This window comes from Variovorax sp. P4_B11, assembly GCF_056402355.1.
The window spans coordinates 22,801-47,821 of record NZ_JBFUHO010000030.1 but is presented as its reverse complement, the minus strand read 5'-3'; the positions used below and the strand labels follow the sequence as shown (position 1 = coordinate 47,821).

The following is a 25,021-nucleotide window of genomic DNA, read 5'->3' as shown; positions in this document are numbered from 1 at the left end:
GGTGCCTGCGGTCTATTGTGAACAGCGGATGCCGGATCGTATGATGCAGCCATCCCGATTTGAGACGCAAGTCTCAAACATGACTTCCTGGACTTCGAGGCCGCCGGTGCACACCGGCCGGACCGCGAGGCGATATGGAGACAAAGTCGATGCGCCTGGCAAGCTGGAGTTGGGGTGGACGCGACCACGTGGGCACGATCTCGCCGGACGGGCGGGAGGCCACGCCGCTGGGCGTTCGCGACCCATCGCTCGGGACCTTGCCGCTGATCCAGGCGCTGGCACGCGGCGAGCCGCTGCCGCAGCCTTCGGGGACGCGGCTGCCGGTCGAGGTGGTCACGCTGCGCGCGCCGCTGCCGCGTCCGCTGCGCAGCCTCTTCTGCGTCGGGCGCAACTACCGTGCGCATGCGGCCGAGCTGGCCGGCTCGGTGTTCCGCGCCGCGATGCCCGAGACCGATCCCTGGCCGATCGTCTTCGGCAAGCTCGGCGAATGCGTCGTCGGGCCGCACGATACGGTGCGCCTGCCCTCGCCGGCCGCATCGATCCAGATCGACTACGAATCCGAGCTCGCGGTCGTCATCGGCCGCGGCGGGCGCGACATCCTCGCCGCCCACGCGATGGACCATGTGTTCGGCTACACGGTGGTCAACGACGTCACGGCGCGCGACGTCCAGATGCGCCACCAGCAGTGGGACCTGGGCAAGAGCTTCGACACCTTCTGTCCGATGGGCCCCTGGATCGTCACTGCCGACGAAATGGACGGACGCGCGACACGCGTGCGCGGCTGGGTCAACGGCGCGCCGCGCCAGGACGGCCAGACGCGCGACATGATCTTCGACATCCCGACCTTGATCGAGACCTGTTCGCGCGGCATCACGCTGTACCCGGGCGACGTGATCGCCACCGGCACGCCCTCCGGCGTGGGCATGGGCCTGAAGCCGCCGCAATGGCTGCGCTCGGGCGACGTGGTGCGTATCGAGGTCGACGGCATCGGCGTCATCGAGAACCGTTTCGAGTAGGCCATGGGCTTCCAGTGGATCGACCGCATCGCGGTGGAAGAAGAAGGCGAAGGCCCGGCCGTCGTTTGCGTGCACGGGCTCGGCGGCAGCTCCAACACCTACACGCCGCTGATGCCGGTGCTGGCGCGGCATCGGGTGATCCGGGTCGACCTGCCGGGCAGCGGCCGCTCGCAGCGCGCCGAGGGTGCGTTGTCGATCGAGCGCTATGTCGCGACGATGCTCGACGTCTGCGATCGCCTCAAGGTCACCCGCGCGCACTGGATCGGCCATTCGATGGGCACCATCGTCTGCCAGCACGTCGCTGCCTTGCATCCGAAGCGGGTCGCGAGCGTGGCGCTGTTCGGTCCGCTGATCGCGCCGCCCGATGCGGCGCGCACCGCGATGACTGCGCGGGCCGCCAAGGCGCGCGAGGGCGCGGCCGGCATGCAGGAGATCACCCAGGCGCTGCTGCAGGGCGCCATCTCGGCCGATACCCGCCAGCGGCTGCCCGTGGCCGTGGCCTATGTCCGAGAAAGCCTGATGCGCCAGGAGGGCGAGGCCTATGCACGCAGCTGCGAAGCCCTGGCCGGCGCCCAGGCCGCCGCGGTCGAGCAGATCGAAGCACCGGTGTTGCTGGTGACCGGAGATGAAGACGGCGTGGCGCCGCCGCAGGCCGTGCGCGCGATGGCCGAGCGGCTGCACCGCGCAGAAAGCAAGCGCGTGGTGGTGCTGCCACGCTGCGGCCACTGGACCCCGATCGAGCGCCCCGACGAGTGCCAGCGCGAGCTGCGCGACTTCCTCGCGACCCATGCAAGGAGCCTGACATGGCCGACGTGATGTTCACCAACGTGCGGATCTTCGACGGCGGCGGCGAGGCGCCCTTCAGCGGCGATGTGCTGGTGCAGGGCAACCGCATCGCGCGCGTCGTCAAGACCGGCTACGGCGCGCGCCCGGCGCCGGTGTCCGGCGCGCAGGTGATCGACGGCGCCGGCGCCTTCCTGATGCCGGGCATGGTCGAGGCCCACACGCATTTCTCGTGGAACGACCAGCCGAGTCTCGACGCGATCCAGCGCATGCCGCCCGAGGAGCACATCCTGTGGTGCGCCGAGGTCGCGAAGCGCTACCTCGACATGGGCTGGACCAGCTGCGTCGGCGCCGCCACCGCCAAGCCGCGGCTCGACGTCGTGATCCGCAACGCCATCAACGACGGCACCATCGTCGGCCCGCGCTACCTCGCGGCCAGCCAGGAGATCACGGTGCCCGGCGGCCTCGGCGACACCACGCGGCCGCACCTGCCGCAGCCCGAGTTCGCCTTCGGCGCGATCGTCAGCGGTGCCGAAGAGATGCGCCGCTGCGTGCGGATGTTCGCCAAGTACGGCGTCGACTCCGTGAAGATCAATCTCTCGGGCGAGTCGATCACCGGCATGCCGAGCGAGATGAGCCAGTTCACCGAGGAGGAGATCACGGTCTGCGTGCAGGAGGCCAAGGCCTGGGGCAAGCGCGTGGCGGCGCATGCGCGCTCCACCTGGTCGATCAAGCAGTGCGTCAAGCAGGGCATCGAGGTGATCTACCACGCCAGCTTCACCGACAGCGAGGCGCTCGACATGCTCGAGGCCCACAAGACCGAGCACTTCATCGCGCCGGGCCTGGCCTGGCTGATCAACACCTGCCATCACGCGAGCCGATGGGGCCTCACCGAGGAGGTGACGCGGAAGATGGGTTACCACCGCGAGCTCGAGGCGGCGATCGAGAGCATGCGCGCGCTGCGCAAGCGCGGCATCCGCATCCTGCCGGGCGGCGACTACGGCTTCGCCTGGACGCCGCACGGCACCAACGCGAAGGACCTCGAGTACTTCGTCAAGTACGTCGGCATGAGCACCATGGAGGCGCTGCTGTCGGCCACCGCCTGGGGCGGCCCGATGATGCGCATGGGCAAGGTGCTCGGCTACATCCGCGAGGGCTGCCTGGCCGACATCCTGCTGATCGACGGCGATCCGCTGGCCGACATCACGGTGCTGCAGGACAAGGCCCGCATCCTGGCCGTCATGAAGGACGGCGAGTTCCATCGCGCGCCCCCGCTGCGCGCGGCGCGCACCACGCGCTGGGCCGCCTAGGAGAACCGCCATGGCCGATGTCGTCTTCACCAACGTCCGCATCCTCGACGGCACGGGGCAGAACCCCTACGGCGGCAGCGTGCTGGTGCGCGGCAACCGCATCCGCCAGGTCGGCCGCAGCACGGCGCCGATCGCGCCCGGCGGCGCCGCCGTGATCGACGGCGCCGGCGCCACCTTGATGCCCGGCATGTGCGAGGCCCATACGCACTTCTCGTGGAACGACGCCGCCACACTGGCCGAGATCCAGACCCTGCCGCTCGAGGAGCACGTGCTGTGGTGCGCCAAGGTCGCGCGGCGCTACCTCGAGGCCGGCTTCACTTCCTGCGTCGGCGCCGCCTGCGCCAAGCCGCGGCTCGACGTCGTGATCCGCAACGCGATCAACGCCGGCCAGATCCCCGGCCCGCGCTACCTCGCGGCCAGCCAGGAGATCACGGTGCTCGGCGGCCTCGGCGACGAGACCCTGCCGCACCTGCCCTTCCCCGAGTTCAGCTTCGGCGTCAACATCTCGGGGCCCGAGGAGATGCGCAAGGCGGTGCGGCTGTTCCTCAAGTACGGTGTCGACTCGATCAAGCTCAACCTCTCGGGCGACAACTTCACGCCCCAGTCGCCGTCCGAGACCTCCTGGATGATGGACGAGGAAGTCGAGGCCGCGATGCGCGAGGTGCGCATCCGCGGCAAGCGCGGCATCGCCCATGCGCGCTCGTCCGAGAGCGTCAAGCAGGCGCTGCGGCACGGCATCGACCTGATCTACCACGCGAGCTTCGCCGACAACGAGGCGCTCGACATGCTCGAGGCCGCCAAGGACCGGGTCTTCGTCGCTCCCGGTATCGCGATCCTCTACGCCATGCTGTACGAGGCCGAGCCCTACGGCATCACGCACGACATGGCGGTCGGCATGGGCTACGAGACCGAATGGGAGGCGGCCATCGTGTCGCTCGCGAAGATGCACAAGCGCGGCATCCGCGTGCTGCCCGGCGGCGACTACGGCTTCGCCTTCACGCCCCATTGCCAGAACGCGCGGGACCTCGAGTTCTTCGTCAAGTACCTGGGCTTCACGCCGATGGAGGCGATCCGAGCGACCACGCTGTATGGCGGCCAGATCATGATGCGGCCCGACGAACTCGGCTGCATCAAGGAAGGCTATCTCGCCGACCTGATGCTGGTCGACGGCGATCCGCTGGCCAACCTGTCGATCCTGCGCGACCCGAAGCGCATCCTCGCGGTGATGAAGGACGGCGAGTTCGCCAAGGCGCCCGAGATCGCCTCGCAGCGGGCCTGGGGGCGCGCTGCATGAGCCGCCGGGCCGCTCCCAAGGCGAATACCGAAGCGCGTCGCGCGGAGGTGCTCCGATGAGCCGAAAGAGCCTGGCGCTGTGGCTGCTGTTCGGCCTGCCGATCGCGGCCTTCGTGGTCTGGGCAGTCGCCGACAACGCGACGCTGTTCTTCAAGACCCTGCTCAACGGCATGACGCTGGCGTCGCTGTACTTCCTGGTCGCCAGCGGCTTCACGCTGGTCTTCGGCCTGATGCGCAACGTCAATCTCGCGCACGGCTCGCTCTACCTGTTCGGTGCCTACGTTGGCTGGTTCGTCGGCGAGCGCACCGGCTCCTGGGTGCTGGCGGTCGTCGCCGGCTTCCTCGCCGCCGCGGCGATGGGCCTGCTGATGCAACTGCTGGTGTTCCGCCACATGCAGGGCCAGGACCTGCGGCAGACGCTGGTCACGATCGGCCTGTCGATCGTGCTGGCCGACCTGATGCTCTGGATCTGGGGCGCCGAGATCTATACCTTCGACCCGCCGGCCTGGATCTACGGTTCGACCACCCTGCCCCTGGTCGCCAAGTTCCCGACCTATCGCCTCTTCGTGCTGCTGGCCTCGATCGCGATCGGCGTCGGGCTCTGGCTGCTGCTGGCCCGCACGCGCATCGGCATGATGATCCGCGCCGGCGTCGACGACCGCGCCATGCTGGCGGCCTCCGGCGTCAACGTGCAGCGGGTTTTCGCGCTGACCTTCGCGATCGGCGCCGGCCTGGCCGGGCTGGCCGGCGTGGTGGGCGGCACCGCGCTGTCGATCTCGCCCGGCGAGGACATCCGCTACCTGCTGGCCTCGCTGGTGGTGGTGATCGTCGGCGGCATGGGCAGCGTGGTCGGGGCCGCCATCGGCGCCCTGCTGATCGGCCTGGCCGAGCAGTTCGGCCTGGCCTACGCCCCGACCTACAGCGTGGTCTTCACCTTCGTGATCATGGTGGTGGCGCTGGCCTTCAAGCCGCGCGGCCTGATGGGGAAGAGCACATGAGCGCCGCGCCGGGCCGCCCCAAGCAAGCTCGCACCGCAGTGCGAAGCGCGGAGGTTTCCGAGTGAGCGCCGCGCGCTGGCGGCGGGCCATGAATGGTTCCGCGGCCGCGGCCGCGCGCGGCGGACGCGACACGCGCGCGCCGCTGCTGCTGCACCCGGCCGCGGCATCCGGCCGTTCCGATGCGCAGGCGGCGGTCTGGTCGGGGTGGCGCTCCGCACTGCGCGCCGTCAGGCTGCGCCACCTGCTGGTCATCGCCTTCGTGCTGGCCTACCCCTTCTTCGCCACGCCCTTCTTCACCTTCCAGATCGGCGCCCAGTCGCTGGCGCTCGGGCTGATCGCGCTGTCGCTGACCTTCCTCGGCGGCTATGGCGGCATGGTGTCGCTGGCACAGATGACGGTCGCGGGCTTCGCCGCCTACATGCTGGCGATCTTCGGCACCAGCAGCAATCTCGCGATCAGCCTGGGCTGGCCCTGGTGGCTGGCGCTGGTCGTGGCGGTCTCGCTGGCGACCGTCGTGGCGGCGGGCATCGGCTGGCTGTCGGTGCGCACCGAGGGCATCTACACCATCATGATCACGCTCGCGGTGGGCGTGGCCTTCTTCTACCTGGCGCAGCAGAACTACACGCTCTTCAACGGCTTCCAGGGCTTCAGCCGCATCGCGCCGCCGACCGTGTTCGCGCTCGACCTGCACGAGCCCATGCCCTTCTACTTCCTGGTGCTGGCCTGTGCGCTCGGCGGCTATTTCTTCGTCAAGCACCTGGTCCGGGCACCTTTCGGCATCGCGTTGCAGGGCATCCGCGACAACCCGCGCCGCATGCAGGCGCTGGGCTACAACGTGACCGCGCACCGGGTCGCCGCCTATGCGGTGGCCGGTTTCCTGGCCGCGGTGGGCGGCGTGCTGATGGTCTGGTACAACGGCCGGATCTCGCCCGGGACCGTCGGTACCGGCGCGATGATCAACATTCTCATCATCGCCGTGCTCGGCGGCATGAAGCACCCGATCGGCGCCTTCGTCGGCGCCATCGTGTTCGTGCTGCTGCAGAACTTCGCCATCGACCTGGTCGACCGCGAACGCTTCAATCTCGTGATCGGCGGCGTCTTCCTCGCGATCGTGCTGTTTTCCCCGGACGGCTTGCTGGGCCTCTGGCAGAGCCTGCGCCACCGTCTGGGCGCCTCTTTCACCCCCCGCGGCCGTGGCCGCTTTCATCGATGACAAGAAGGAGCGAGACATGAGCAGAGGCAACGGAATTTTCGGTCGCAGCATCCTGGCTGGCGCGGCACTGGTCGCGATGGGCGGCCTGGCGCAGGCCCAGGAGACCTTGAAGATCGGCCTGCTGGCCACGCTGGAGGGCCCGTTCGCGGCGCCCGGCCAGGACAGCATGCGCGGCGCGGATCTCGCGCTGAAGGAAAAGAACGGCATGGCCGGAGGCAAGAAGATCGAGTTCGTCAAGGTCTCGTCCGACGCCACGCCGGACAAGGCGGTCAATGCCACGCGCAAGGCCGTCGAGCAGGACAAGGTGCAGATCATGATCGGCCCGCTGTCGGGCGACGAAGGCATCGCGGTCAAGAACTACGCGAAGACGCAGCCGAACATCACCTTCGTCAACGGCTCGTCCGGCGCGCAGGCGACGACGCTTTCGGACCCGGCGCCGAACTTCTACCGCTTCAACACCGAGGGCGCGCAGTGGATGGTCGGCCTGGGCGAACATGCGCTCTCGAAGGGCTACAAGAAGACCTTCCTGATCGCCGAGGACTACGGCTTCCCGTACTCGCAAGTGCAGGGCTTCATGGCCAGCTATTGCGCCAAGGGCGGCAAGGTGGTCGACAAGGCCTGGGTGCCGCTGGGCACCAAGGACTACGCCTCGGTGATCGCCAAGATCCCGAAGGACGTCGATGCGCTGGTGGTGGTGCTGGGCGGCTCCGACGCGGTCAACTTCCTGACCCAGTACGAGCAGGCCGGCGGCGACAAGCCGATGGTCGGCGGCTCGATCACGGTCGACCAGACGGTGCTGAACTTCAAGGGCAAGCGGCGTGAATCACTGCTCGGCACCGCCTCGGCCGGGCCGATGGCCGACTCGATCGACACGCCCGAGTGGAAGAAGTTCGTGGCCGACTACAAGGCCACCTTCAAGGACGGCTTCCCGAGTCCGTCGCTGTTCGCCTACCTGTACTACATCAACACCAAGGCGGCGCTCGACGGCCTCGATGCGGTCAAGGGCGACCTCTCGAACGGCCAGAAGGCCTACCGCGAGGCGCTGCAGAAGACCAGCTTCAAGGGCCCGGCCGGCGAGGTCAGAATCGACGCCAACCGCAACGGCGTCGGCACCACCTACATCACCGAGGTGGCGAAGGCGCCCGACGGCTCCTTCTACAACAAGGTCGTGAAGTCGGTGCCGAACATCACGCAGACGCTGGGACTGCCCGAGGCGGAATTCAAGAAGATGGGCCTGGGCTCGCGCGACGTCCCCGACTGCAGGAAATGACCCCCCCCGTTGCTTGCTCACTGCGTGTAGCCGCCTCCCCCCTCGAGGGGGCAGCACCGGCGGCCCGGCAAAGCCGGTTCCGCGGTGTTTCCCGAAGGGGCCTGGCATCGCCGGAAACCTGAGAATGGCCACGATCACCCCGCTCAGGCCGGCCGCGGCGCGCGGCGGCACGTCTGCCGGCGACGGCGCGCAGCTGCTCTCGGGCGACGCGCTGCGGCTGGACGGGGTGACGCGTGCCTTCGGCGCGCTGCGGGCGGTCGACGAGGTTTCGCTCACCGTCACGGCCGGGCAGAAGTACGCGATCCTCGGCTCCAACGGGGCCGGCAAGACCACGCTCTTCAACGCCATCACGGGCGACTTCCCGCCGACCGCGGGGCGCATCCATTTCTTCGGCGAGGACATCACCGAGCTGCCGCCGCACGACCGCATTCGCAAGGGCCTGCGCCGCACCTACCAGTCCTCGCTGCTGTTTCGCGACCTGACGGTGCGCGACAACCTGTTCCTGGCGGTGCGCGGTGTCGCCAGCGGCCGCTTCAGTTTCATGCGCGCGCGGGCCGGCCATGCCTCGACGCGAGCGACCCACGACCTGCTCGAGCGCTCTCGCCTGAGCCATATTGCGGATGAACGCGTCGCCAACCTGGCGCACGGTCAACAGCGGCAGCTGGAGATCGGCATGGCGCTGGCCGGCGCGCCGCGCCTGATCCTGTTCGACGAGCCGGCCGCGGGCCTGTCGCCGGTCGAGCGGCGCGAACTGGTCGCGCTGCTGGGTTCGCTGCCGGCGCACATGAGCTTCGTGCTGATCGAGCACGACCTCGACATCGCGCTGCGCGTGGTCGACCGGGTCACCGTGATGCACAACGGCCGGGTGCTGCGCACCGGCACGCCGGCCGAGATCGAGACCGACGCGCAGGTGCAGGCGATCTACATGGGGAGCAGGCACTGATGGCATGGTTCGGCACCGACCGCGAAGACGCCGCGCCCGGCGGCGCACCCATCCTCGCCATCGATTCGCTCGATGTGTACTACGGCGGTGCCCACGCGCTGCAAGGCGTCGGCTTGACGCTCGAACGCGGCGTGCTGGGCATCGTCGGGCGCAACGGCATGGGCAAGACCACGCTGTGCAATGCGATCACCGGCCTGGTGCCGGCGCGCGGCAGCATCCGGCTCGCGGGCGAGGAGATCCTCGGCCTGGCGCCGAACGAGATCACGAAGCGCGGCATCGCCTACGTGCCCCAGGGCCGCCGGGTCTGGCCCTCGCTGTCGGTCGACGAGACCTTGCGGCTAGTGGCCAGCCGGCGGCGCGAGGTCGACCGCGTCTATGCGATGTTTCCGCGGTTGGCCGAACGCCGCGGCCATGGCGGCGCACAGCTGTCGGGCGGCGAGCAGCAGATGCTGGCGATCGGGCGCGCCCTGCTGCTGAACCCGAAGCTGCTCGTGATGGACGAGCCCACCGAGGGCCTGGCGCCGATGATCGTCGAGCAGGTGGCGCAGTCGCTGCGCGAGCTGGCGGCCGAAGGCCGCATCGCGGTGCTGCTGATCGAACAGAACCTCGGCGTCGCGATCTCGGTGGCCGACCGCATCGGCCTGATGGTCAACGGCCGCATCGCGCGGCAGATGCCGGCGGCCGAGCTGGCGGCCGACCGCGCGCTGCAGGAGCGGCTGCTCGGCGTGCGCTCGGGCGGCCACGGCGAGGAGGAAGACGAGGCGGCGCCCGTGGACGACGATCGCCCGGCGGCCACGCAGGTCTTCACGGTGCGCCGCGCGCACGGCGACGGCGCCCCCTCGCTCGACGACCTGGCGCCGAGCACGGTGCGCGGCTTCACGCGCTGGAATGCCGGGGGCGCCGCGGCGCCGGTGGCCGACATCGTCCGCATCGCTGCGGCACCGATCGCGTCCGAAGCGGCAGCCGCCCCACCGGCCGCCGACTCGCCGCGCGTGTTCGAGTTCCCGGTCGCCGCCAGCAGCGAGCGTTCTGCCTACGTGGCCGGCACCTTCGACACCAAGGGCCGCGAGCTGGCCTACCTGCGCCAGTGCCTCGAGAAGCTGGGCCTGCGCGTGGTCACGGTCGACCTGTCGACCTCGGGCAAGCCCTCGCCGGCCAGCGTGCACCCGCGCGAAGTGGCGCGCCATCATCCGCAGGGCGAGTCGGCGGTGTTCAGCAACGACCGGGGAAGTGCCATGGCGGCCATGGCGCTGGCCTTCGAGGCCTTCCTCGGCACGCGCCGCGACCTCGGCGGCCTCATCTCGGCCGGCGGTTCGGGCGGCACCTCGATGGCGACGCAGGGCATGCGCGCGCTGCCGATCGGCCTGCCCAAGATGATGGTCTCGACCATGGCCAGCGGCGACACGCGGCCCTATGTCGGACCGAGCGACATCTGCATGATGTACTCGGTCACCGACGTGCAGGGCATCCATCGCATCAGCGAGCTGGTGCTGGCCAATGCGGCCCACGCGCTGGCCGGGATGATCGCGCATCCGCCGGCGGCATCCGCCGTCACCAAGGCGGCGATCGGGCTGACCATGTTCGGCGTCACCACGCCTTGCGTCCAGGCGGTCACGCACCGGCTCGAAGACCACTGGGACTGCCTGGTGTTCCACGCCACCGGCGTCGGCGGCCAGTCGATGGAGAAGCTGGCCGAGTCGGGCCTGATCGCCGGCGCGATCGATGTCTCGACCACCGAGATCGCGGACCAGATCGTCGGCGGCGTGCTGTCGGCCGGTCCGACCCGGCTCGATGTGTTCGCCCGCCATGCGCTGCCCTACGTGGGCTCCTGCGGCGCCCTCGACATGGTCAACTTCGGCGCCTGGGACACCGTGCCCGAACGCTTCAAGGGCCGGCGGCTCTATCGCCACAACCCGACCGTCACGCTGATGCGGACCTCGGCCGACGAGTGCCGGGCGATCGGCGAGTTCATCGCCACGAAGCTCAATGCGATGCGCGGCCCGGTGCGCTTCCTGATCCCCGAGGGCGGCGTCTCGGCGATCGACCGCCCAGGCCAGCCCTTCCACGACCCGGAGGCCGACCGGCAGCTCTTCGGCAGCATCGAGCGCGCCTTCCGTGCCGGCCCGGACCGCAAGCTGATCCGGCTGCCGCTGCACATCAACGACGAGGCCTTCGCCGAGGCCCTGGTCTCGGCCTGGCACGAGGTCTCGCGGACGCCGGTCGGCGCGCGGCGGGCCTGAACGAAAGCGATACGAGGAGGATCGAACAATGGCCCGCATCTCCCGCTCGACCCTGCTGGCGCGGCTGCGCGCCAAGATCGACGCCGGCCGGCCGATCATCGGCGGCGGCGCCGGCACCGGCCTGTCGGCCAAGTGCGAGGAGGCCGGCGGCATCGACCTGATCGTGATCTACAACTCGGGCCGCTACCGCATGGCCGGTCGCGGCTCGCTGGCGGGCCTGATGGCCTACGGCAATGCCAACGAGATCGTCTGCGAGATGGCGCGCGAGGTGCTGCCGGTCGTCAAGCACACGCCGGTGCTGGCCGGCGTCAACGGCACCGACCCGTTCATGATTCCCGATGAATTCCTCGGCCGGCTGGTGTCGCTGGGCTTCTCGGGCGTGCAGAACTTCCCGACCGTCGGCCTGATCGACGGCGTCTTCCGCGCCAATCTCGAAGAGACCGGCATGGGCTATGGGCTCGAGGTGGAACTGATCGCCCGCGCCCGCGCGCTCGACCTGCTGACCACGCCCTACGTGTTCTGCGAGGCCGACGCCCGCGCCATGGCGGCGGCCGGTGCCGACGTCGTCGTCTGCCACCTCGGCCTCACCACCGGCGGTGCCATCGGCGCCGGCACCGCGCTCACGCTGGCCGACTGCGTGCCGCGCATCAATGCCTGGGCGGCGGCGGCGCACGAAATCAACCCCGAGGCGATCGTGCTGTGCCACGGCGGCCCGATCGCCACGCCGGAGGACGCGCAGCACGTGCTTGCGCGCTGCCCCGCATGCCACGGTTTCTATGGCGCGAGTTCGATGGAGCGGCTACCGACCGAGGTGGCGCTCACAGAGACCACGCGACGCTTCGTTCAGATCACGCGATAAGGAGACCAGATCCATGTCAGGCGCTCAATTCGGCAACTTCATCCTCGGCCTGATCGTCGTCGCGATCGTCGTCGCGATCGCGGTCTGGCTGCTGCACTGGCTGTACCTGCGCAGTTCCAAGGAGCGCTCCTTCGTCCGCACCGGCCTGGGCGGGCAGAAGGTGGTGCTGGGCGGCGGCGCCTTCGTGCTGCCGATCGTGCACGACGTCATCCCGGTCAACATGAACACGCTGCGCCTCGAAGTCAACCGCGGCCGCGACAAGGCGCTGATCACCAAGGACCGGATGCGGGTCGACGTGATCGCCGAGTTCTACGTCCGGGTGGCGACCAGCGAGGAAGCGGTCGCGGCGGCAGCGCAGACGCTGGGCCTGCGGACCATGGAGCCCGAGCAGCTCAAGGAACTGGTGGAGGGCAAGTTCGTCGACGCGCTGCGCACCGCGGCCGCCGAGATGACGATGGAAGAGCTGCACGAGAAGCGCGGCGCCTACGTGAAGCGGGTGCGCGATGCCGTCTCCGAGGACCTGACCAAGAACGGCCTCGAGCTCGAAGCCGCCTCGCTGACCCAGCTCGACCAGACCGGCATGGAGTTCTTCAACCCCAGCAACGCCTTCGACGCCGAGGGCCTGACCCGGCTCACCGAGCAGATCGAGCACCGCAAGAAGCAGCGCAACGACGTCGAGCAGGACACCCTGATCGCGATCCGCAACAAGAACCTCGAGGCCGAGAAGCTGTCGCTCGACATCGACCGCGAAGGCGAGCACGCCCGGCTGGCCCAGCAGCGCGAGCTCGAGATCGCGCGGGCCCGACAGCGGGCCGAGGTGTCGGCCGAGCGGGCGCTGCGCGAGCAGGACGCCGAGGCGGCGCAGATCGCCGCCAAGCAGAGCATCGACCAGGCCCGCATTCGCGCCGAGCAGACGCTGGAGGAAGAGCGCATCGGCAAGGAGCGCGCGATCCAGGGTGCCGAGATCGAGCGCCGCATGTCGCTCGAACTGGCCGAGCAGCAGCGCGCAATCTCGGTCGCGCGCGAGAGCAAGGCCCAGAGCGAGGCCCAGGCCGAGGCCGAGATCGCGCGGGCGCTGGCCGTGTCGGCCGAGGAGAAGGTGTTCACCGCGCGCGAGGTCGAGATGGCCGAGCGCAAGAAGGCGATCGAGCTGATCGGCGCCCAGCAGATCGCCGAGCGCGACGCCCTGCGGCTCACGTCGGCCGCACAGGCCGAGAGCGACGCCAGTGCCGCCCGCGGCGCCGCGGTGCGCGCGCAGGCCGAAGCCGACGCCGACGCCGACAAGATCCGCTCGATGGCGATGCGGGTGCGTGCCGAGATCGAGGCCGATGCCGCGCGCATGATGAACGAGTCGCACAACATGCTGACGCCCGAGGCCCGCATGTCGGCGCTGCGCATGAAGCTGGTCGAGAAGGCCGAGGCCATCATCCGCGAGTCGGTGCGGCCGCTGGAGCGCATCGAGGGCATCAAGATCCTGCACGTGGACGGGCTCGGCGGTTCGTCGGGCGACGGCGCGCGCAGCGGCGACGGCGGCGGCTTCGCCGACGGCCTGGTCAACTCGGCGCTGCGCTTCCGCGCCCAGGCGCCGCTGGTCGACCAGTTGCTGCGCGAGATCGGCATCGAGGGCGGCGACATCCAGCGCCTGGTCGGCGACGTGAGCGGCTCGCATGCCGCCCTGCCCTCGACCGCGCCGAAGGAATAGCGCATGGTGAATGTCTACGTCTCCAGCGTGATCGACGCCAGCGCCGACAGCGTGTGGAGCCGCGTGCGCGACTTCAACGGCCTGCCGCAATGGCATCCGGCCATCGCCGACAGCCGGATCGAGAACGGCCAGCCGGCCGACCGCGTCGGCTGCATCCGCCACTTCCACCTGAAGGACGGCGGCATGATCCGCGAGAAGCTGCTGGCGCTCTCCGACTACGACTACAGCTGCACCTACGAGATCCTCGAGAGCCCGATGGAAGTCTCGAACTATGTCGCCACCCTCAAGCTCACGCCGGTGACCGACGGCGGGCGCTGCTTCGCCGAATGGAGCGCCGAGTTCGAGTGCGAGGCCGGCCGCGAGCGCGAGCTGACGGAGTCCATCGGCAATGGGGTCTTCCAGGCCGGCTTCGATGCGCTGAAGCGGCGCTCGCTGCGTTGAGCCATGCGCCAGAGGCTTGTCCGCTCCGCGATCATCGACGCGCCCATCGAACGTGTCTGGGCGGTGCTGCGCGACTTCAACAGCCACGACCAGTGGCACAGCGCGATCGCGGACAGCCACATCGAGGGCGGCGAGCGCAGCGACCAGGTCGGCTGCGTGCGCAACTTCAGGCTCAAGGACGGCAACCACCTCCGCGAGCAGCTGCTGACCCTGTCGGACAGCGAGCACAAGAGCACCTACTGCATCGTCGAGGCCAGCCTGCCGCTGCAGCGCTACGTGGCCACCGTGGCCTTGAAGCCGGTGACCGACGGCAACCGGACCTTCTGGCATTGGGAGTCGAGCTTCGCGACCCCGCCGGGCATGGAGCGCGAGCTGCGCGATGCCGTGGCGCAGGGCGTCTACGAGACCGGGTTCGAGGACATGCGGCGCTACCTGCGCGGCGGCGTCGACCGGCGCGCTTCGGCCGTTGCCGCGATGCCGACGGCGCTCCCGGTGCCGACGCGGCGGATCGCGCTGGCGCGCTATGGCGGCCCGGACGTGCTGCGGCCGCAGGACGCCGAGGCCGCCGCGCCCGGCGCCGGCGAAATCCGTATCCGCCAGCGTGCGGTCGGGGTCAACTTCATCGACGTCTACCTGCGGCGCGGCTGGGTGCCGGCCATGCTGCCGGTCTCCGCGGAGTCGCCGGGCGTGCTCGGCATGGAGGCGGCCGGCGGTGTGCTCGACCTCGGGCCCGGAGTCAGCGGCTTCCTGCCCGGGGATCGCGTGGCCTACCTCGGCCCCGTGCCGGGCGCCTACTGCGGGGTGCGCAGCGTGCCGGCCGACTGGGTGGTGCGGCTGCCGCCCGAGATCGAGGACGAGACGGCGGCCGCCCTGCTGCTCAAGGGCATCACGGCCGACTACCTGCTGCACGACCTCGGCCATGTGCAGCGCGGCACCCGGCTGCTGGTGCATGCGGCGGCCGGCGGCGTCGGCCTGCTGGTCTGCGCCTGGGCACGACGTCTCGGTGCCGTGGTGATCGGCACGGTATCGAGCGAGGACAAGGCGCGGGTGGCGCGCGCGCACGGCTGCGAGCACGTGATCGTGACCCGCGACTACCGCTTCGCCGATGCGGTGCAGCGTGTCTGCGGCGGTGCCGACGTGCTGATTGACGGCCTCGGCGACGCGGCGCGCGACGAGAACCTGGCCGCCCTTGCACGCCGCGGCCACTGGATCAGCCTGGGCCAGGCCAGCGGCCCGCTGCAGCCGCTGGCGCCCGACGCGCTGGTGGCCAAGTCGCTGAGCTTCTCGCGGCCCGTGGTGTTCGACTACGTGTCGACCCCGGCGCAACTCGCCGAACGTGCGCAGCGGGTCTGGAGCGCGCTCGCCGATGGCGCGATCCAGCTGCCGCCGATCGAGCGCTTCACGCTCGACGCGGCGGCGCAGGCGCATGAACGGCTCGAATCGCGCAGCAGCATCGGCGCGCTGGTGCTGCTGCCATGACACCCGAACAGGAAGGAGCACACGCCATGATCGTCGGCATGAACCATTTCACCGTCACCGCGGAGGACGAAGACAAGACGCTGGCCTTCTACTGCGGCCTGCTCGGCCTGCGCGTCGGCCACCGGCCGGACCTCGGCTTTCCGGGCGCCTGGCTTTACGGCAGCGGACCGCAGGCCGTGCTGCACCTGTACTTCGGCAGGCCGGTGCCGGCGCAGCGCACTGGGGTCATCGACCACATGGCGTTCACGGCGCAGGACCTGCGCGCCGTCAAGGCCCGCTTCGACCAGAGCGGCATCCGGTACGAACTGCGGCAACAGGCCGGCGCGGGCACCTGGCAGCTGTTCTGCCACGACCCCAGCGGGGCCAAGGTCGAGCTCGATTTCGACGCATCGGAGATGGTGTAGACGCAAGCGGCTCGGCGGCGCGGATGCGGATGTCAATCCCTCACTCGACCGTCGCTCCCGACCGCTTCACGACCTCGGCCCACTTGACGCGTTCGGACTGAATATATTTCGCGAGTTCCTCCGGCGTCGAGCCGATCGGCTTGATTCCGTCGGACGCGAAGCGCTCGCGCAAATCCTTCGATTGAAGTGCGGCCACCGAACCGTCGTGCAGGCGCTTGACAACTTCCGGGGGCGTGCCGCGAGGGGCCAGCAGGGCATACCAGACCCCGGACTCATAGCCCGGCACCCCTGCTTGCGCGATCGTCGGAACGTCGGGAAGCGCCGACGAGCGCTGGCTCGACGATACGGCGAGAACCCGGATCTTGCCCGCCTTGATCTGCGCGCTGCCGGTCCCGTAGCTCACGAACATCGCCTGCACGTTGCCCGAGAGAAGGTCGGTCAGTGCCGCGCCACCGCCCTTGTAGGGCACGTGCACGAGATCGATGCCCGCCATCGACTTGAGCAACTCCATCGACAGGTGCAGTCCGCTGCCGTTGCCCGTCGATGCGTAGGACATGGTGCCGGGCTTCGCCTTCGCGAGCTTGATGAATTCGGCCAGGTTCTTCACAGGCAGCGATGCGTTGACCGCGAGGAAATACGGCGCCGACCCCAGCAGCGTGACCGGCACGAAATCGTTGAGCGCGTCATAGCGCAGCTTGGGGTACAGGGCTTGGTTGATGGCCAGTTGCGAGGTGAGGGCAAGCACCACCGAATACCCGTCGGCCGGTGATTGGGCCACATACTCCATGCCGATGTTGCCGCCCGCGCCGCCGCGGTTGTCGATGAAGAACGAGCCTCCCAGCTGTTTCCCCAATTCCTGCGAAAGCGGGCGGCCCACCACGTCGCCGCCGCCGCCCGGCGAATAGGGCACGACGATGCGTACCGGCTTGTCGGGGTATGGCGCGGCCATGGCCGACAGTGAGACGGTCAGGACCGCCAGCAGCGAGAGAAGTCTTTTCATGATGTTGTCTCCGGGTTCGAGGGAATGGTTGATGAAGGGGCCGACGTGTTCCCTGCGATCGCCGCGACCGCGGCGTCCAGTTGCGCATCGGCAAGCGACAGGTGGGCCCGGCGGGCTTGCGTCCATGCACGATCGGCAGCGAGTTGCTCCCCTTGAAGGGCGAGCATCCGGTTCACCTCGGCGAGCTGCGGACCCCCTGCCCCCTTGCGGCCGAAGACCATGTATTCGGGGCTCGACACCTCGGCGAACTCGTTCTCGTCCAACGGGAAGGCACTCGATGCCATGGATTCGTAGATGCGCGCAGCCTCGCGGTAGGGAATCTCGCGCAGGCTGAGCCTGCGCGAGCGGCCGAAGTCCGTCAGTGCAGAGGCGAAATGATGGCCGATGCGGAAGGGGACGTCCGCGCGCTGCAGCAGGGCATCGGCGATTTCGGTCGCCGTCGAATAGTCGCCGTCGACCTCGGCCAGTGCGCGCCCCTTGTCGACGACGAGCCCGCCGAGGACCTTGCTCAGGAGTCCGAACACAGCCAGGGCGCGGGCACTCGGCACCGGGTCGTAGGACCGGTAGTCGAACATCCCGGTGCGCACGTTGTGCGCCATCAGCGCCACGGCCTGCATTTCGCCGAGCAGCATGCTGCTCTGCACGCGCAGCTGCTCCAGCGCAGCCGGGTTGCGCTTCTGCGGCATGATGCTGCTGACCCCCACGAGTTCTCCCCGCTGCAAGGTCATCCAGGGCGACGGCGCCGCGTACTGCGCATGAAGATCCTGGGCGAACTGCCCAATCTGGACGGCCGCGATGCCGAGTGCCGCCGCCACCTCCAGGCTCGTGTCGACAGGCGCGAGATGGTTGGCGTCGTAGGCGTTCTCGACCAGGCCGTCGAATCCCAGAAGCGATGCGAGCCGGTGGCGGTCGAGCGCGAAACTCGAGGTCGTCAGGGCCGCCGAGCCCAGCGGGCCCTGGTTCACATGTCCGTACGCGGCCCGCAGGCGGGACGTACTGCGGGCCAGCGCGCCCGCCATGCCGAGCAGGTAGTGCGCCAGGGTGGTCGGCTGCGCCTGCACGCCATGCGTGTAGGCCGGCACGATGGTGTGCCTGTGCTGCGCCGCAAGAGCGAGCAGGGCTTGCCGGGCCTGGATCAGTGCATCGCATTCGTCCAGCAGGCCCGCGCGAAGATTCATGCGTGCGATGGTCGCCGAGATGTCCTGACGGCTGCGTCCGCAATGCAGGCGGGAACCGTCGGCGCCCACCACGGCGAGCAGCTTGTGTTCGTAGTCGAGGTAGTCCGCGGACCACTGCCGCGGCCGGGTGCGTTCGTCCTGGATCAGTGCCAGGATGCCGGACGCGATCCGCCTGGCGACGCCCTCCGACACGATTCCTGCATCGGCCAACGCGACGATGGAAGCCTTGTTGATCTGATCGAGGAACTCGACGGAGCGTCCGCCGCCCCGGAAACTCGCATTCACGTCATGGGGCTCGGCTGTGTTTGGCACGCTTTTCATATCGGTATGGCTTGGGTGTCTGCGATTCTTCGCGTTGCAGACCATTGTGTAAAATGAATATTTAGGCCGCCATCATTGCCGTAAAGGAATACTGAAACCGTGCCGATCACCTTCCAGCAACTCCAGTGCGTGCGCCAGGTCGTCGACAGCGGCTTCAGCGTGTCGCGCGCGGCCGAATCGCTGCATACGACGCAGCCCGGCGTGAGCAAGATGATTCGTGCGCTGGAAAAAGAGATCGGCATCGAACTGTTCGTGCGATCCGGCAACCGGCTGATCGGACTGACCGAGCCCGGCAAAGAAGCGCTTTCGCTGTGCGCACGGGTTCTGCAGGACGCCCAGGCCCTGAAGCGCCTGAAGCAGGACGTGCCGGCCGATAGCGAGGGCACCTTGCGTGTGGGAACGACGCACGTCCACGCCCGCTATTCGCTGATCGAAGTGACCAAGCAATTCCTTTCCGTCTATCCGCAGGTGAAGCTCGAGTTCACGGTGGGCCCGCCGGCCCGGATCCTGGCGGGGGTGACAGCGGGGACCATCGACATCGGCCTTTGCACCCTCCCGGATCCGATGCCCAAGGGCGTCATTTCGGTGAAGGCCTACGACATCGAACGGTGCCTCATCGTGCCCCCGCGGCACCCCCTGTTGAAGATGGGGAAAGTGACGATCGAGCAGATCGCGCGGTGGCCACTCATCACCTACGACAGCAGCTACACATCAGGATCCGTGGTCCAAAGCGAGTTTCGAAGGCAGGGCATCACCCCGTGGGTCGTGATGCGAGCCATGGACGCCAGCATCATCAAGGCCTACGTCGCTGCCGGCGTAGGAGTCGCCGTGCTCCAGAAAATGGCGTTCAACGCGGCGCTGGACAGGGACTTGCGCTCGATGCCGGTCGACCACCTGTTTCCGTCGTCAAGCGCGATGATCAGCTTGCGAAGAGACCATCTCTTGAAAAAGTTCGCATTCGACTTCATCCGGATGGTCGCGCCCGAATGGTCGCGCGAGGCCATCGAGGCCCAGCTTCACTGACACCGTTCCCAAGGCGAGTTCGCTCAGCGGCGCCCCTGGATCATCTTCCACCCGTTCCCCGACGGGTCGCGAAAGCCGGCGTCCACCGTGCCGTAGCGATCCACCGGCTCCTGCGTGAACTCCACCCCCTGGGCAAGCATCCGGTCGTAGGCGGCGCGGCAGTCGTCCACGGTCAGCACGAGCGGCGGCATGGCGCCTTTGGCCACGATCTCACGCACGGTCTGCGCCGTGGCCGCGTCGAGCACCGGCGGCCCGGGCGTGAACAGGCCGAGCTGGAACGACGGCTGGTCCGGGTGCTGCACCGTGAGCCAGCGATAGTCGCCGTTTCCCACGTCCGTGTGGACGCGGAACCCGAGCTTTGCTACATAGAACGCGAGCGCCTCGTCTTGATCGCGCACGTACAGACCGACCACTCCAATACCCTGATTCATGGGATCTCCTGTTGTTCGGGCTCGTTTGTACCGTCCATGGCCTGGCGCCGCTTCTCCGAAACTGCGGTCGTGAGCCCGGGCCGGTGCGCGGCGCTGATGATGCAGACGGGCACGCGGCCGAGTTCGTGCGCCGTCGCCCTCCCGCGCGTCCGGATCGCGCTCGGACTGTCGCCGGTGATGTCGCGGAAGGTGCGCCCGAAGGTGCCCAGGCTCGCCCAGCCCGTATCGAAGGCAATGTCTGTGATGGACAGATCGGTGTCGCGCAGCAGCGTCATCGCCCGCTCGATGCGCCGCGTGAGCAGGTACCGGTGCGGCGGGATGCCGAAGGCCTGCTTGAACGATCGCGCGAAGTGGGCCTCGGAGACGCCGCTCACCTGCGCCAGCCGCCGGACGGGCCATTCCTCGTGCGATGCGGCGTCCATCCGGTCCTTCGCGCGCAGCAATCGGCGCAACAGCTCGGGATCCTGGTTTGCCGGGCCTCCACTCATGCCGCCTCCGGACGCACGTCGAGAAGCATTCGGGCCTCTTGGCGTTGCGCCTTGGATGCGGAACGGATCAGACGCTTCCTGTCGACAGTCGGAAAGTTGGTGACCATCGCAAAATTATCAAGGATGCACGGTCGCAGCGCCTGACCTGCGCTCGCGCTTCCTGGGTCCATCGGAAACACGCAGTTTATTGCGCTAGATGCATCAATAAGTCCAAACATTGCAATTCCCCTATGCTGGCCCGCGTCGCACACTCGCTCCCCACAACTGCTGCCGTTTGGTGCAGCCGACGAAGGAGACAAAGTGGACGCACAGCGAGATCAGCTGCAATCGTGGGTCGGGCGCAGCGAGAGCTTCGAAGACACCATCTACCCCACGCCCGTCGTAGCACTGACGGCGACCCTGGACCATCCGGCGGCGCCGGCAAGGGCCGGCACCCCGCTTCCGCCACTCTGGCATTGGCTCTACTTCCTGCCGATGCATCGGCAGAGCGAAATCGGCGCCGACGGCCATGCCAGGCGCGGCGGCTTCCTTCCGCCGGTTCCCCTGCCTCGGCGCATGTGGGCCGGCAGCCAGTTCGAGTTCCGTTCCCCGATCCGGGTGGGCGACCGCGTTGCGCGAACCTCGACCATCGATGACGTCACGACCAAGGAAGGCCGCACCGGCAAGCTCGTGTTCGTGAAGGTGCGCCACGAGCTGCGCTGCAACGAGGCCGCCGAGCCGGCGCTGGTCGAGTTCCACGACATCGTCTACCGCGAAGCCCAGGGGCCAAACGATGTCGTGCCACCGCCCCAAGACGCTCCGGCCGAGGCCGCATGGCGGCGCCAGATCGTCCCGGACGACGTGCTGCTGTTCCGCTACTCGGCGCTGACCTTCAATGGCCACCGCATCCACTACGACCGACAGTACGTGACACAGGTCGAGGGCTACCCGGGCCTGGTCGTACACGGTCCGCTGATCGCGACACTGCTGATGGACCTGCTGCGCCGCCAGCTGCCCGATGCCGACGTCGCGAGCTTCCGCTTCAAGGCTGTGCGCCCGACTTTCGACCTGAACGCCTTTCACGTCAGCGGCCAACCGCAGGCCGACGGCAAGACGGTCCGTCTCTGGGCCTCCGACCACGAGGGTTGGCTGACGATGGACGCCACCGCAGTGCTGCGCTGATTCCAACCCACGAACATCAAGAGAGACGAAGACATGCAGCCACTCAAGGGCATCACCGTCGTCACGCTGGAGCACGCGATCGCCGCGCCCTTCGCCACCCGCCAGTTGGCCGACCTCGGCGCTCGCATCATCAAGATCGAACGCCCCGGTTCGGGCGACTTCGCCCGCGGCTACGACGAACGCGTTCGTGGCCTGGCCTCGCACTTCGTCTGGACCAACCGATCCAAGGAAAGCCTGACGCTCGACGTGAAGCACCCCGATGCAGCCCAGGTGCTCGAGCGGCTGGTCATGGAGAAGGCCGACGTTGTCGTGCAGAACCTGGCACCGGGGGCGGCAGCGCGCCTCGGCCTTGGCTACGACACGCTTTCCGGCGCCAAGCCGGGCCTGATCGTTTGCGATATTTCCGGCTACGGGGACGACCCGCACAATCCCGGACCCTACCGCGACAAGAAGGCCTACGACCTGTTGATTCAGAGCGAGGCCGGCTTCGTCTCGGTCACGGGGACGCCCGAAGAGCCCTGCAAGGCGGGCCCCTCGATCGCGGACATCGCCGCCGGCATGTACGCCTACAGCAACATTCTCGCGGCGCTGCTGCAGCGCGGCCAGACCGGCAAGGGTCAACGCATCGACATCTCGATGCTGGAGTCGCTGGCCGAGTGGACCAGCTACCCGCTCTACTACGCCTTCGAAGGCGCCGCGCCACCGCCGCGCACCGGCGCCAGCCACGCGACGATCTATCCGTACGGCCCGTTCCCGGCCGGCGACGGCGCCACCGTGATGCTGGGCCTGCAGAACGAGCGCGAATGGGTCAGCTTCTGCGACAAGGTGCTGCAGCAGCCCGATCTCGCGAAGGATCCGCGCTTCACCGCCAACTTCAAGCGCGTGGCGGAACGAACTGCATTGCGCCAGATCATCGTGGACGCCTTCGAGCCTCTGACCGGCGCGCAGGTGGTCGAGCGGCTCGAGCTCGCGCAGATCGCCAACGCCCAGGTCAACACCATGAAGGAGGTGTGGGCGCATCCGCAGCTCGCCGCGCGCGGCCGCTGGACCGAGGTCGGAACGGTCATGGGGCCGGTGCCCGCCCTGCTGCCGCCCGGCACCTGGGACACCGGCCCGCGGATGGATCCGGTGCCTGCACTCGGCGAGCACACCGACGCGATCCTGTCCGAGCTCGGCTACAGCGCGGCCGAGATCGCCGGCCTGCACACGTCCAACGCCGTCTGAGCTCGCTGTCATGCCCGCCGAATTGCTGCCTCCTGCCCGGACCTACCTCTTCGTGCCCGGCACGCGCCCGGAACGTTTCGACAAAGCGCTGGCCAGCGGTGCCGACAAGGTCGTGCTCGACCTCGAGGATGCCGTGGCCATCGACGACAAGGCCAATGCACGCAGCGCGATCGCGACGTGGCTGCAGAGTGCAATGCCCGCAGACCGGGCGCGCATCGTGGTGCGAATCAACGACGCCGGCTCGCCCTGGTTTGCCGCCGACCTTGCGGCGTTGCGCGACGCGCCCGAGATCGGTGCGCTCCTGCCCAAGGCCGAGTCGGCCGCGCAGATCGCCGAAACCCAGGCTGCGTTGCCGGAGGCCGGCATCCTCGCGCTCATCGAAAGCGCACGCGGTGTGTTTGAAGTGGACCGCATCGCGGCCGCCGGCGCGCAGCGCCTGGTGTTCGGAACGCTCGATTTCGCATTCGACCTCGACATGGACATCTCGACGGACGCCTCCGGTCTCGGCTATGCGGCCAGCCGCATCGCGATCGCCTCGCGCCTGGCCGGCCTGCCGGCACCGGTGGCAGGCGTTACGCCGCAATTGGACGACGAGGCACGCCTGCTGTCGGACCTGGCCGATGCGCGACGGTTTGGCTTCGGCGCCAAGCTGTGTATCCACCCGCGCCAGGTACAGCCGATCCACGCCGCGCTGCATCCGAGCGCGGAGGCGCTGGACTGGGCCCGGCGCGTCCTGGTTGCCGATGCCGCATCACCCGGCGCGGCCCGGCTCGACGGCCGCATGGTCGACCGGCCCGTGGTGCTGCAGGCGCAACGCACGCTGGCCCTAGCCCGCAACTGAGCTCATTCACCCACTTCCACCGCAGAAAGAGACAAGCACCATGGCCTCCACCATCATCGACTCGCGCATCTTCGGCGACATGTTCAGCGACGCACGCATGCGCGAGGTCTGGTCCGACGAGAACCGCACCGCCAAGTACCTGGACATCGAGCGCGCCCTCGCAAAGGTCCAGGGCGAACTGGGCATCATCCCGAAGGAAGCGGCAGATGAGATCGTCCGCAACTGCAACCTGTCGCAGATCGACTGGGCCAGGTTGAAGGCCAAGACCGAGCAGATCGGCTACCCCATCATTGCCGTGGTCAACCAGATCAATGCCAACTGCCGAGACAAGCTCGGCGAGTATTGCCACTGGGGCGCCACCACGCAGGACATCACCGACACGGCCGCCGTGCTGCAGATGCGCGAAGGCCTCGCGCTGGTCGAGCAGGATCTGGACGAAATCGGAGATGCGCTCGCCGCGCTGGCGAAGAAGTACCGCGACACACCGGTGATCGGCCGTTCCAATCTGCAGCAGGCCACGCCGATCACCTTCGGCTACAAGATGGCGAGCATCCTGGCCGGCATCGATCGTCACCGCGAGCGCCTGCAGCAACTCAAGCCGCGCGTCCTGATGGGCGAGTTCGGCGGCGCGTCGGGCACCTTGTCCTCGCTCGAGAAGGGCGCCATGGAAACCCAGGCCGGGCTGATGAAGGAGCTGGGCCTCGCTCAGCCTCTGATCTCGTGGCACACGGTGCGCGACACCATCGCGGAGGTCGGAGCCTTCCTCGGGCTGGTGGGCGGCTCGCTCGGCAAGATCGCGATGGACGTCAAGCTGATGATGCAGACCGAAGTGGCGGAGGTCTTCGAGCCCTTCGCGCCGGGCCGCGGCTCGTCGTCGACCATGCCGCAGAAGCGCAACCCGATCTCCTGCCTCTACATCCACGCCAACATCTCGGTCGCGCGCCAGCATGCCGCCGCGCTGATGGATGCGATGGTGGCCGACCACGAGCGCTCGACCGGGCCCTGGGAGATCGAGTGGGTGTCGCTGCCGGAGATCTTCTGCCTGATGTCCGGCGCGTTGAAGCAGACCAAGTTCATCCTCAAGGGCCTGGAGGTCGACGCTACCCGCATGCGCGCCAACATCGACCTCACGAACGGCCTCGTGATGTCCGAGGCCGTGATGATGGGCCTGGGCCCCTACATCGGCCGCGAATACGCGCACGACCTGGTGTACGACCTGTGCCGCCAGGCGCTGGCCGAGAACCGCCCGCTGGTCGAGATCCTGGTCGCCCACCCGGAGATCAACAAGCACGTGACGCGAGCCCAACTCGATGCGATGTGCGACCCGGCCAACAACCTCGGCCAAGCCGGCGTCATGGTCGATCGCGTGCTCAGCGCGCGCCGCTGAGCCGACTCCGGCCTTT

At 68.6% G+C, this 25,021-nt stretch carries 23 protein-coding genes and 1 pseudogene; 20 read left to right on the top strand and 4 right to left on the bottom strand.

What is annotated here, in order from left to right; all coding sequences use genetic code 11:
- Window positions 1–149: 149 nt before the first annotated feature.
- The 15 genes and pseudogenes from AC1DYD_RS24020 to AC1DYD_RS23950 all read left to right on the top strand — a co-directional run bounded on the left by AC1DYD_RS24020 (window position 150) and on the right by AC1DYD_RS23950 (window position 15,951).
- Window positions 150–1,016 (top strand): fumarylacetoacetate hydrolase family protein, encoded by an 867-nt coding sequence (locus AC1DYD_RS24020; protein ID WP_478175262.1) that lies wholly within the window; start codon window positions 150–152, stop codon window positions 1,014–1,016.
- Between the two features lie 3 nt (window positions 1,017–1,019).
- Window positions 1,020–1,832, top strand: coding sequence for an alpha/beta fold hydrolase (locus AC1DYD_RS24015; protein WP_478175261.1), 813 nt, complete (start codon window positions 1,020–1,022; stop codon window positions 1,830–1,832).
- Entirely contained in the window at window positions 1,820–3,109 is a 1,290-nt protein-coding gene (locus AC1DYD_RS24010; RefSeq protein WP_478175260.1) for a metal-dependent hydrolase family protein, read from the top strand. Before AC1DYD_RS24015 ends, AC1DYD_RS24010 begins: the two co-directional genes overlap by 13 nt.
- Window positions 3,110–3,119: 10 nt before the next feature.
- A complete protein-coding gene (locus tag AC1DYD_RS24005) occupies window positions 3,120–4,403 on the top strand; it encodes a metal-dependent hydrolase family protein (protein WP_478175259.1) in 1,284 nt (427 codons plus the stop codon).
- A gap of 55 nt (window positions 4,404–4,458) precedes the next feature.
- Complete coding sequence (locus AC1DYD_RS24000; protein ID WP_478175258.1) at window positions 4,459–5,400, top strand: branched-chain amino acid ABC transporter permease; 942 nt, start codon at window positions 4,459–4,461, stop codon at window positions 5,398–5,400.
- Between the two features lie 88 nt (window positions 5,401–5,488).
- Entirely contained in the window at window positions 5,489–6,613 is a 1,125-nt protein-coding gene (locus tag AC1DYD_RS23995) for a branched-chain amino acid ABC transporter permease (RefSeq protein ID WP_478175257.1), read from the top strand.
- 16 nt (window positions 6,614–6,629) lie between these two features.
- The gene (locus tag AC1DYD_RS23990; RefSeq protein ID WP_478175256.1) at window positions 6,630–7,883 is read left to right on the top strand and encodes an ABC transporter substrate-binding protein; all 1,254 of its coding nucleotides are present in this window, start codon (window positions 6,630–6,632) and stop codon (window positions 7,881–7,883) included.
- A gap of 124 nt (window positions 7,884–8,007) precedes the next feature.
- Entirely contained in the window at window positions 8,008–8,826 is an 819-nt protein-coding gene (locus tag AC1DYD_RS23985; protein WP_478175255.1) for an ABC transporter ATP-binding protein, read from the top strand.
- Window positions 8,826–9,323: pseudogene (locus AC1DYD_RS23980) on the top strand (ABC transporter ATP-binding protein); the annotation flags it as partial. The gene AC1DYD_RS23985 and the pseudogene AC1DYD_RS23980, both read left to right, overlap by 1 nt.
- Before the next feature lie 495 nt (window positions 9,324–9,818).
- The gene (locus AC1DYD_RS23975; RefSeq protein ID WP_478175304.1) at window positions 9,819–11,066 is read left to right on the top strand and encodes a Tm-1-like ATP-binding domain-containing protein; all 1,248 of its coding nucleotides are present in this window, start codon (window positions 9,819–9,821) and stop codon (window positions 11,064–11,066) included.
- A gap of 28 nt (window positions 11,067–11,094) precedes the next feature.
- Entirely contained in the window at window positions 11,095–11,925 is an 831-nt protein-coding gene (locus AC1DYD_RS23970) for a phosphoenolpyruvate hydrolase family protein (protein ID WP_478175254.1), read from the top strand.
- A 13-nt stretch (window positions 11,926–11,938) separates the two neighbouring features.
- Window positions 11,939–13,627, top strand: coding sequence for a flotillin family protein (locus AC1DYD_RS23965; RefSeq protein WP_478175253.1), 1,689 nt, complete (start codon window positions 11,939–11,941; stop codon window positions 13,625–13,627).
- A 3-nt stretch (window positions 13,628–13,630) separates the two neighbouring features.
- Window positions 13,631–14,068 (top strand): SRPBCC family protein, encoded by a 438-nt coding sequence (locus tag AC1DYD_RS23960; protein ID WP_478175252.1) that lies wholly within the window; start codon window positions 13,631–13,633, stop codon window positions 14,066–14,068.
- Between the two features lie 3 nt (window positions 14,069–14,071).
- Window positions 14,072–15,547: an SRPBCC family protein gene (locus AC1DYD_RS23955; RefSeq protein WP_478175251.1), complete on the top strand. Its 1,476-nt coding sequence runs from the start codon at window positions 14,072–14,074 to the stop codon at window positions 15,545–15,547.
- Window positions 15,544–15,951: a VOC family protein gene (locus AC1DYD_RS23950; RefSeq protein ID WP_478175250.1), complete on the top strand. Its 408-nt coding sequence runs from the start codon at window positions 15,544–15,546 to the stop codon at window positions 15,949–15,951. Before AC1DYD_RS23955 ends, AC1DYD_RS23950 begins: the two co-directional genes overlap by 4 nt.
- A gap of 40 nt (window positions 15,952–15,991) precedes the next feature.
- Here AC1DYD_RS23950 and AC1DYD_RS23945 read toward each other — a convergent pair whose 3' ends face one another.
- Both AC1DYD_RS23945 and AC1DYD_RS23940 read right to left on the bottom strand, forming a co-directional pair.
- A complete protein-coding gene (locus AC1DYD_RS23945; RefSeq protein WP_478175249.1) occupies window positions 15,992–16,951 on the bottom strand; it encodes a Bug family tripartite tricarboxylate transporter substrate binding protein in 960 nt (319 codons plus the stop codon).
- Window positions 16,948–18,414 (bottom strand): lyase family protein, encoded by a 1,467-nt coding sequence (locus tag AC1DYD_RS23940; RefSeq protein ID WP_478175248.1) that lies wholly within the window; start codon window positions 18,412–18,414, stop codon window positions 16,948–16,950. The genes AC1DYD_RS23945 and AC1DYD_RS23940 overlap by 4 nt, the downstream gene beginning before the upstream one ends.
- A gap of 135 nt (window positions 18,415–18,549) precedes the next feature.
- Between AC1DYD_RS23940 and AC1DYD_RS23935 the strand changes: the two genes are divergently transcribed.
- A complete protein-coding gene (locus tag AC1DYD_RS23935) occupies window positions 18,550–19,473 on the top strand; it encodes a LysR substrate-binding domain-containing protein (protein ID WP_478175247.1) in 924 nt (307 codons plus the stop codon).
- A gap of 23 nt (window positions 19,474–19,496) precedes the next feature.
- Here AC1DYD_RS23935 and AC1DYD_RS23930 read toward each other — a convergent pair whose 3' ends face one another.
- Complete coding sequence (locus AC1DYD_RS23930; RefSeq protein WP_478175246.1) at window positions 19,497–19,904, bottom strand: VOC family protein; 408 nt, start codon at window positions 19,902–19,904, stop codon at window positions 19,497–19,499.
- Complete coding sequence (locus tag AC1DYD_RS23925) at window positions 19,901–20,392, bottom strand: helix-turn-helix domain-containing protein (protein ID WP_478175245.1); 492 nt, start codon at window positions 20,390–20,392, stop codon at window positions 19,901–19,903. The genes AC1DYD_RS23930 and AC1DYD_RS23925 overlap by 4 nt, the downstream gene beginning before the upstream one ends.
- A gap of 300 nt (window positions 20,393–20,692) precedes the next feature.
- Here AC1DYD_RS23925 and AC1DYD_RS23920 point away from each other — a divergent pair, with 300 nt between their 5' ends.
- From AC1DYD_RS23920 to AC1DYD_RS23905, 4 genes are read left to right on the top strand one after another with little or no spacing between them, the layout of a single operon-like run.
- Window positions 20,693–21,553 (top strand): HTD2 family dehydratase, encoded by an 861-nt coding sequence (locus AC1DYD_RS23920; protein WP_478175244.1) that lies wholly within the window; start codon window positions 20,693–20,695, stop codon window positions 21,551–21,553.
- A gap of 33 nt (window positions 21,554–21,586) precedes the next feature.
- Window positions 21,587–22,777, top strand: a complete 1,191-nt coding sequence (locus AC1DYD_RS23915; RefSeq protein WP_478175243.1) for a CaiB/BaiF CoA transferase family protein — start codon at window positions 21,587–21,589, stop codon at window positions 22,775–22,777.
- Between the two features lie 10 nt (window positions 22,778–22,787).
- Window positions 22,788–23,618 (top strand): HpcH/HpaI aldolase/citrate lyase family protein, encoded by an 831-nt coding sequence (locus tag AC1DYD_RS23910; RefSeq protein ID WP_478175242.1) that lies wholly within the window; start codon window positions 22,788–22,790, stop codon window positions 23,616–23,618.
- A gap of 40 nt (window positions 23,619–23,658) precedes the next feature.
- A complete protein-coding gene (locus AC1DYD_RS23905) occupies window positions 23,659–25,005 on the top strand; it encodes a class-II fumarase/aspartase family protein (protein ID WP_478175241.1) in 1,347 nt (448 codons plus the stop codon).
- The last annotated feature ends 16 nt before the right edge of the window (window positions 25,006–25,021 follow it).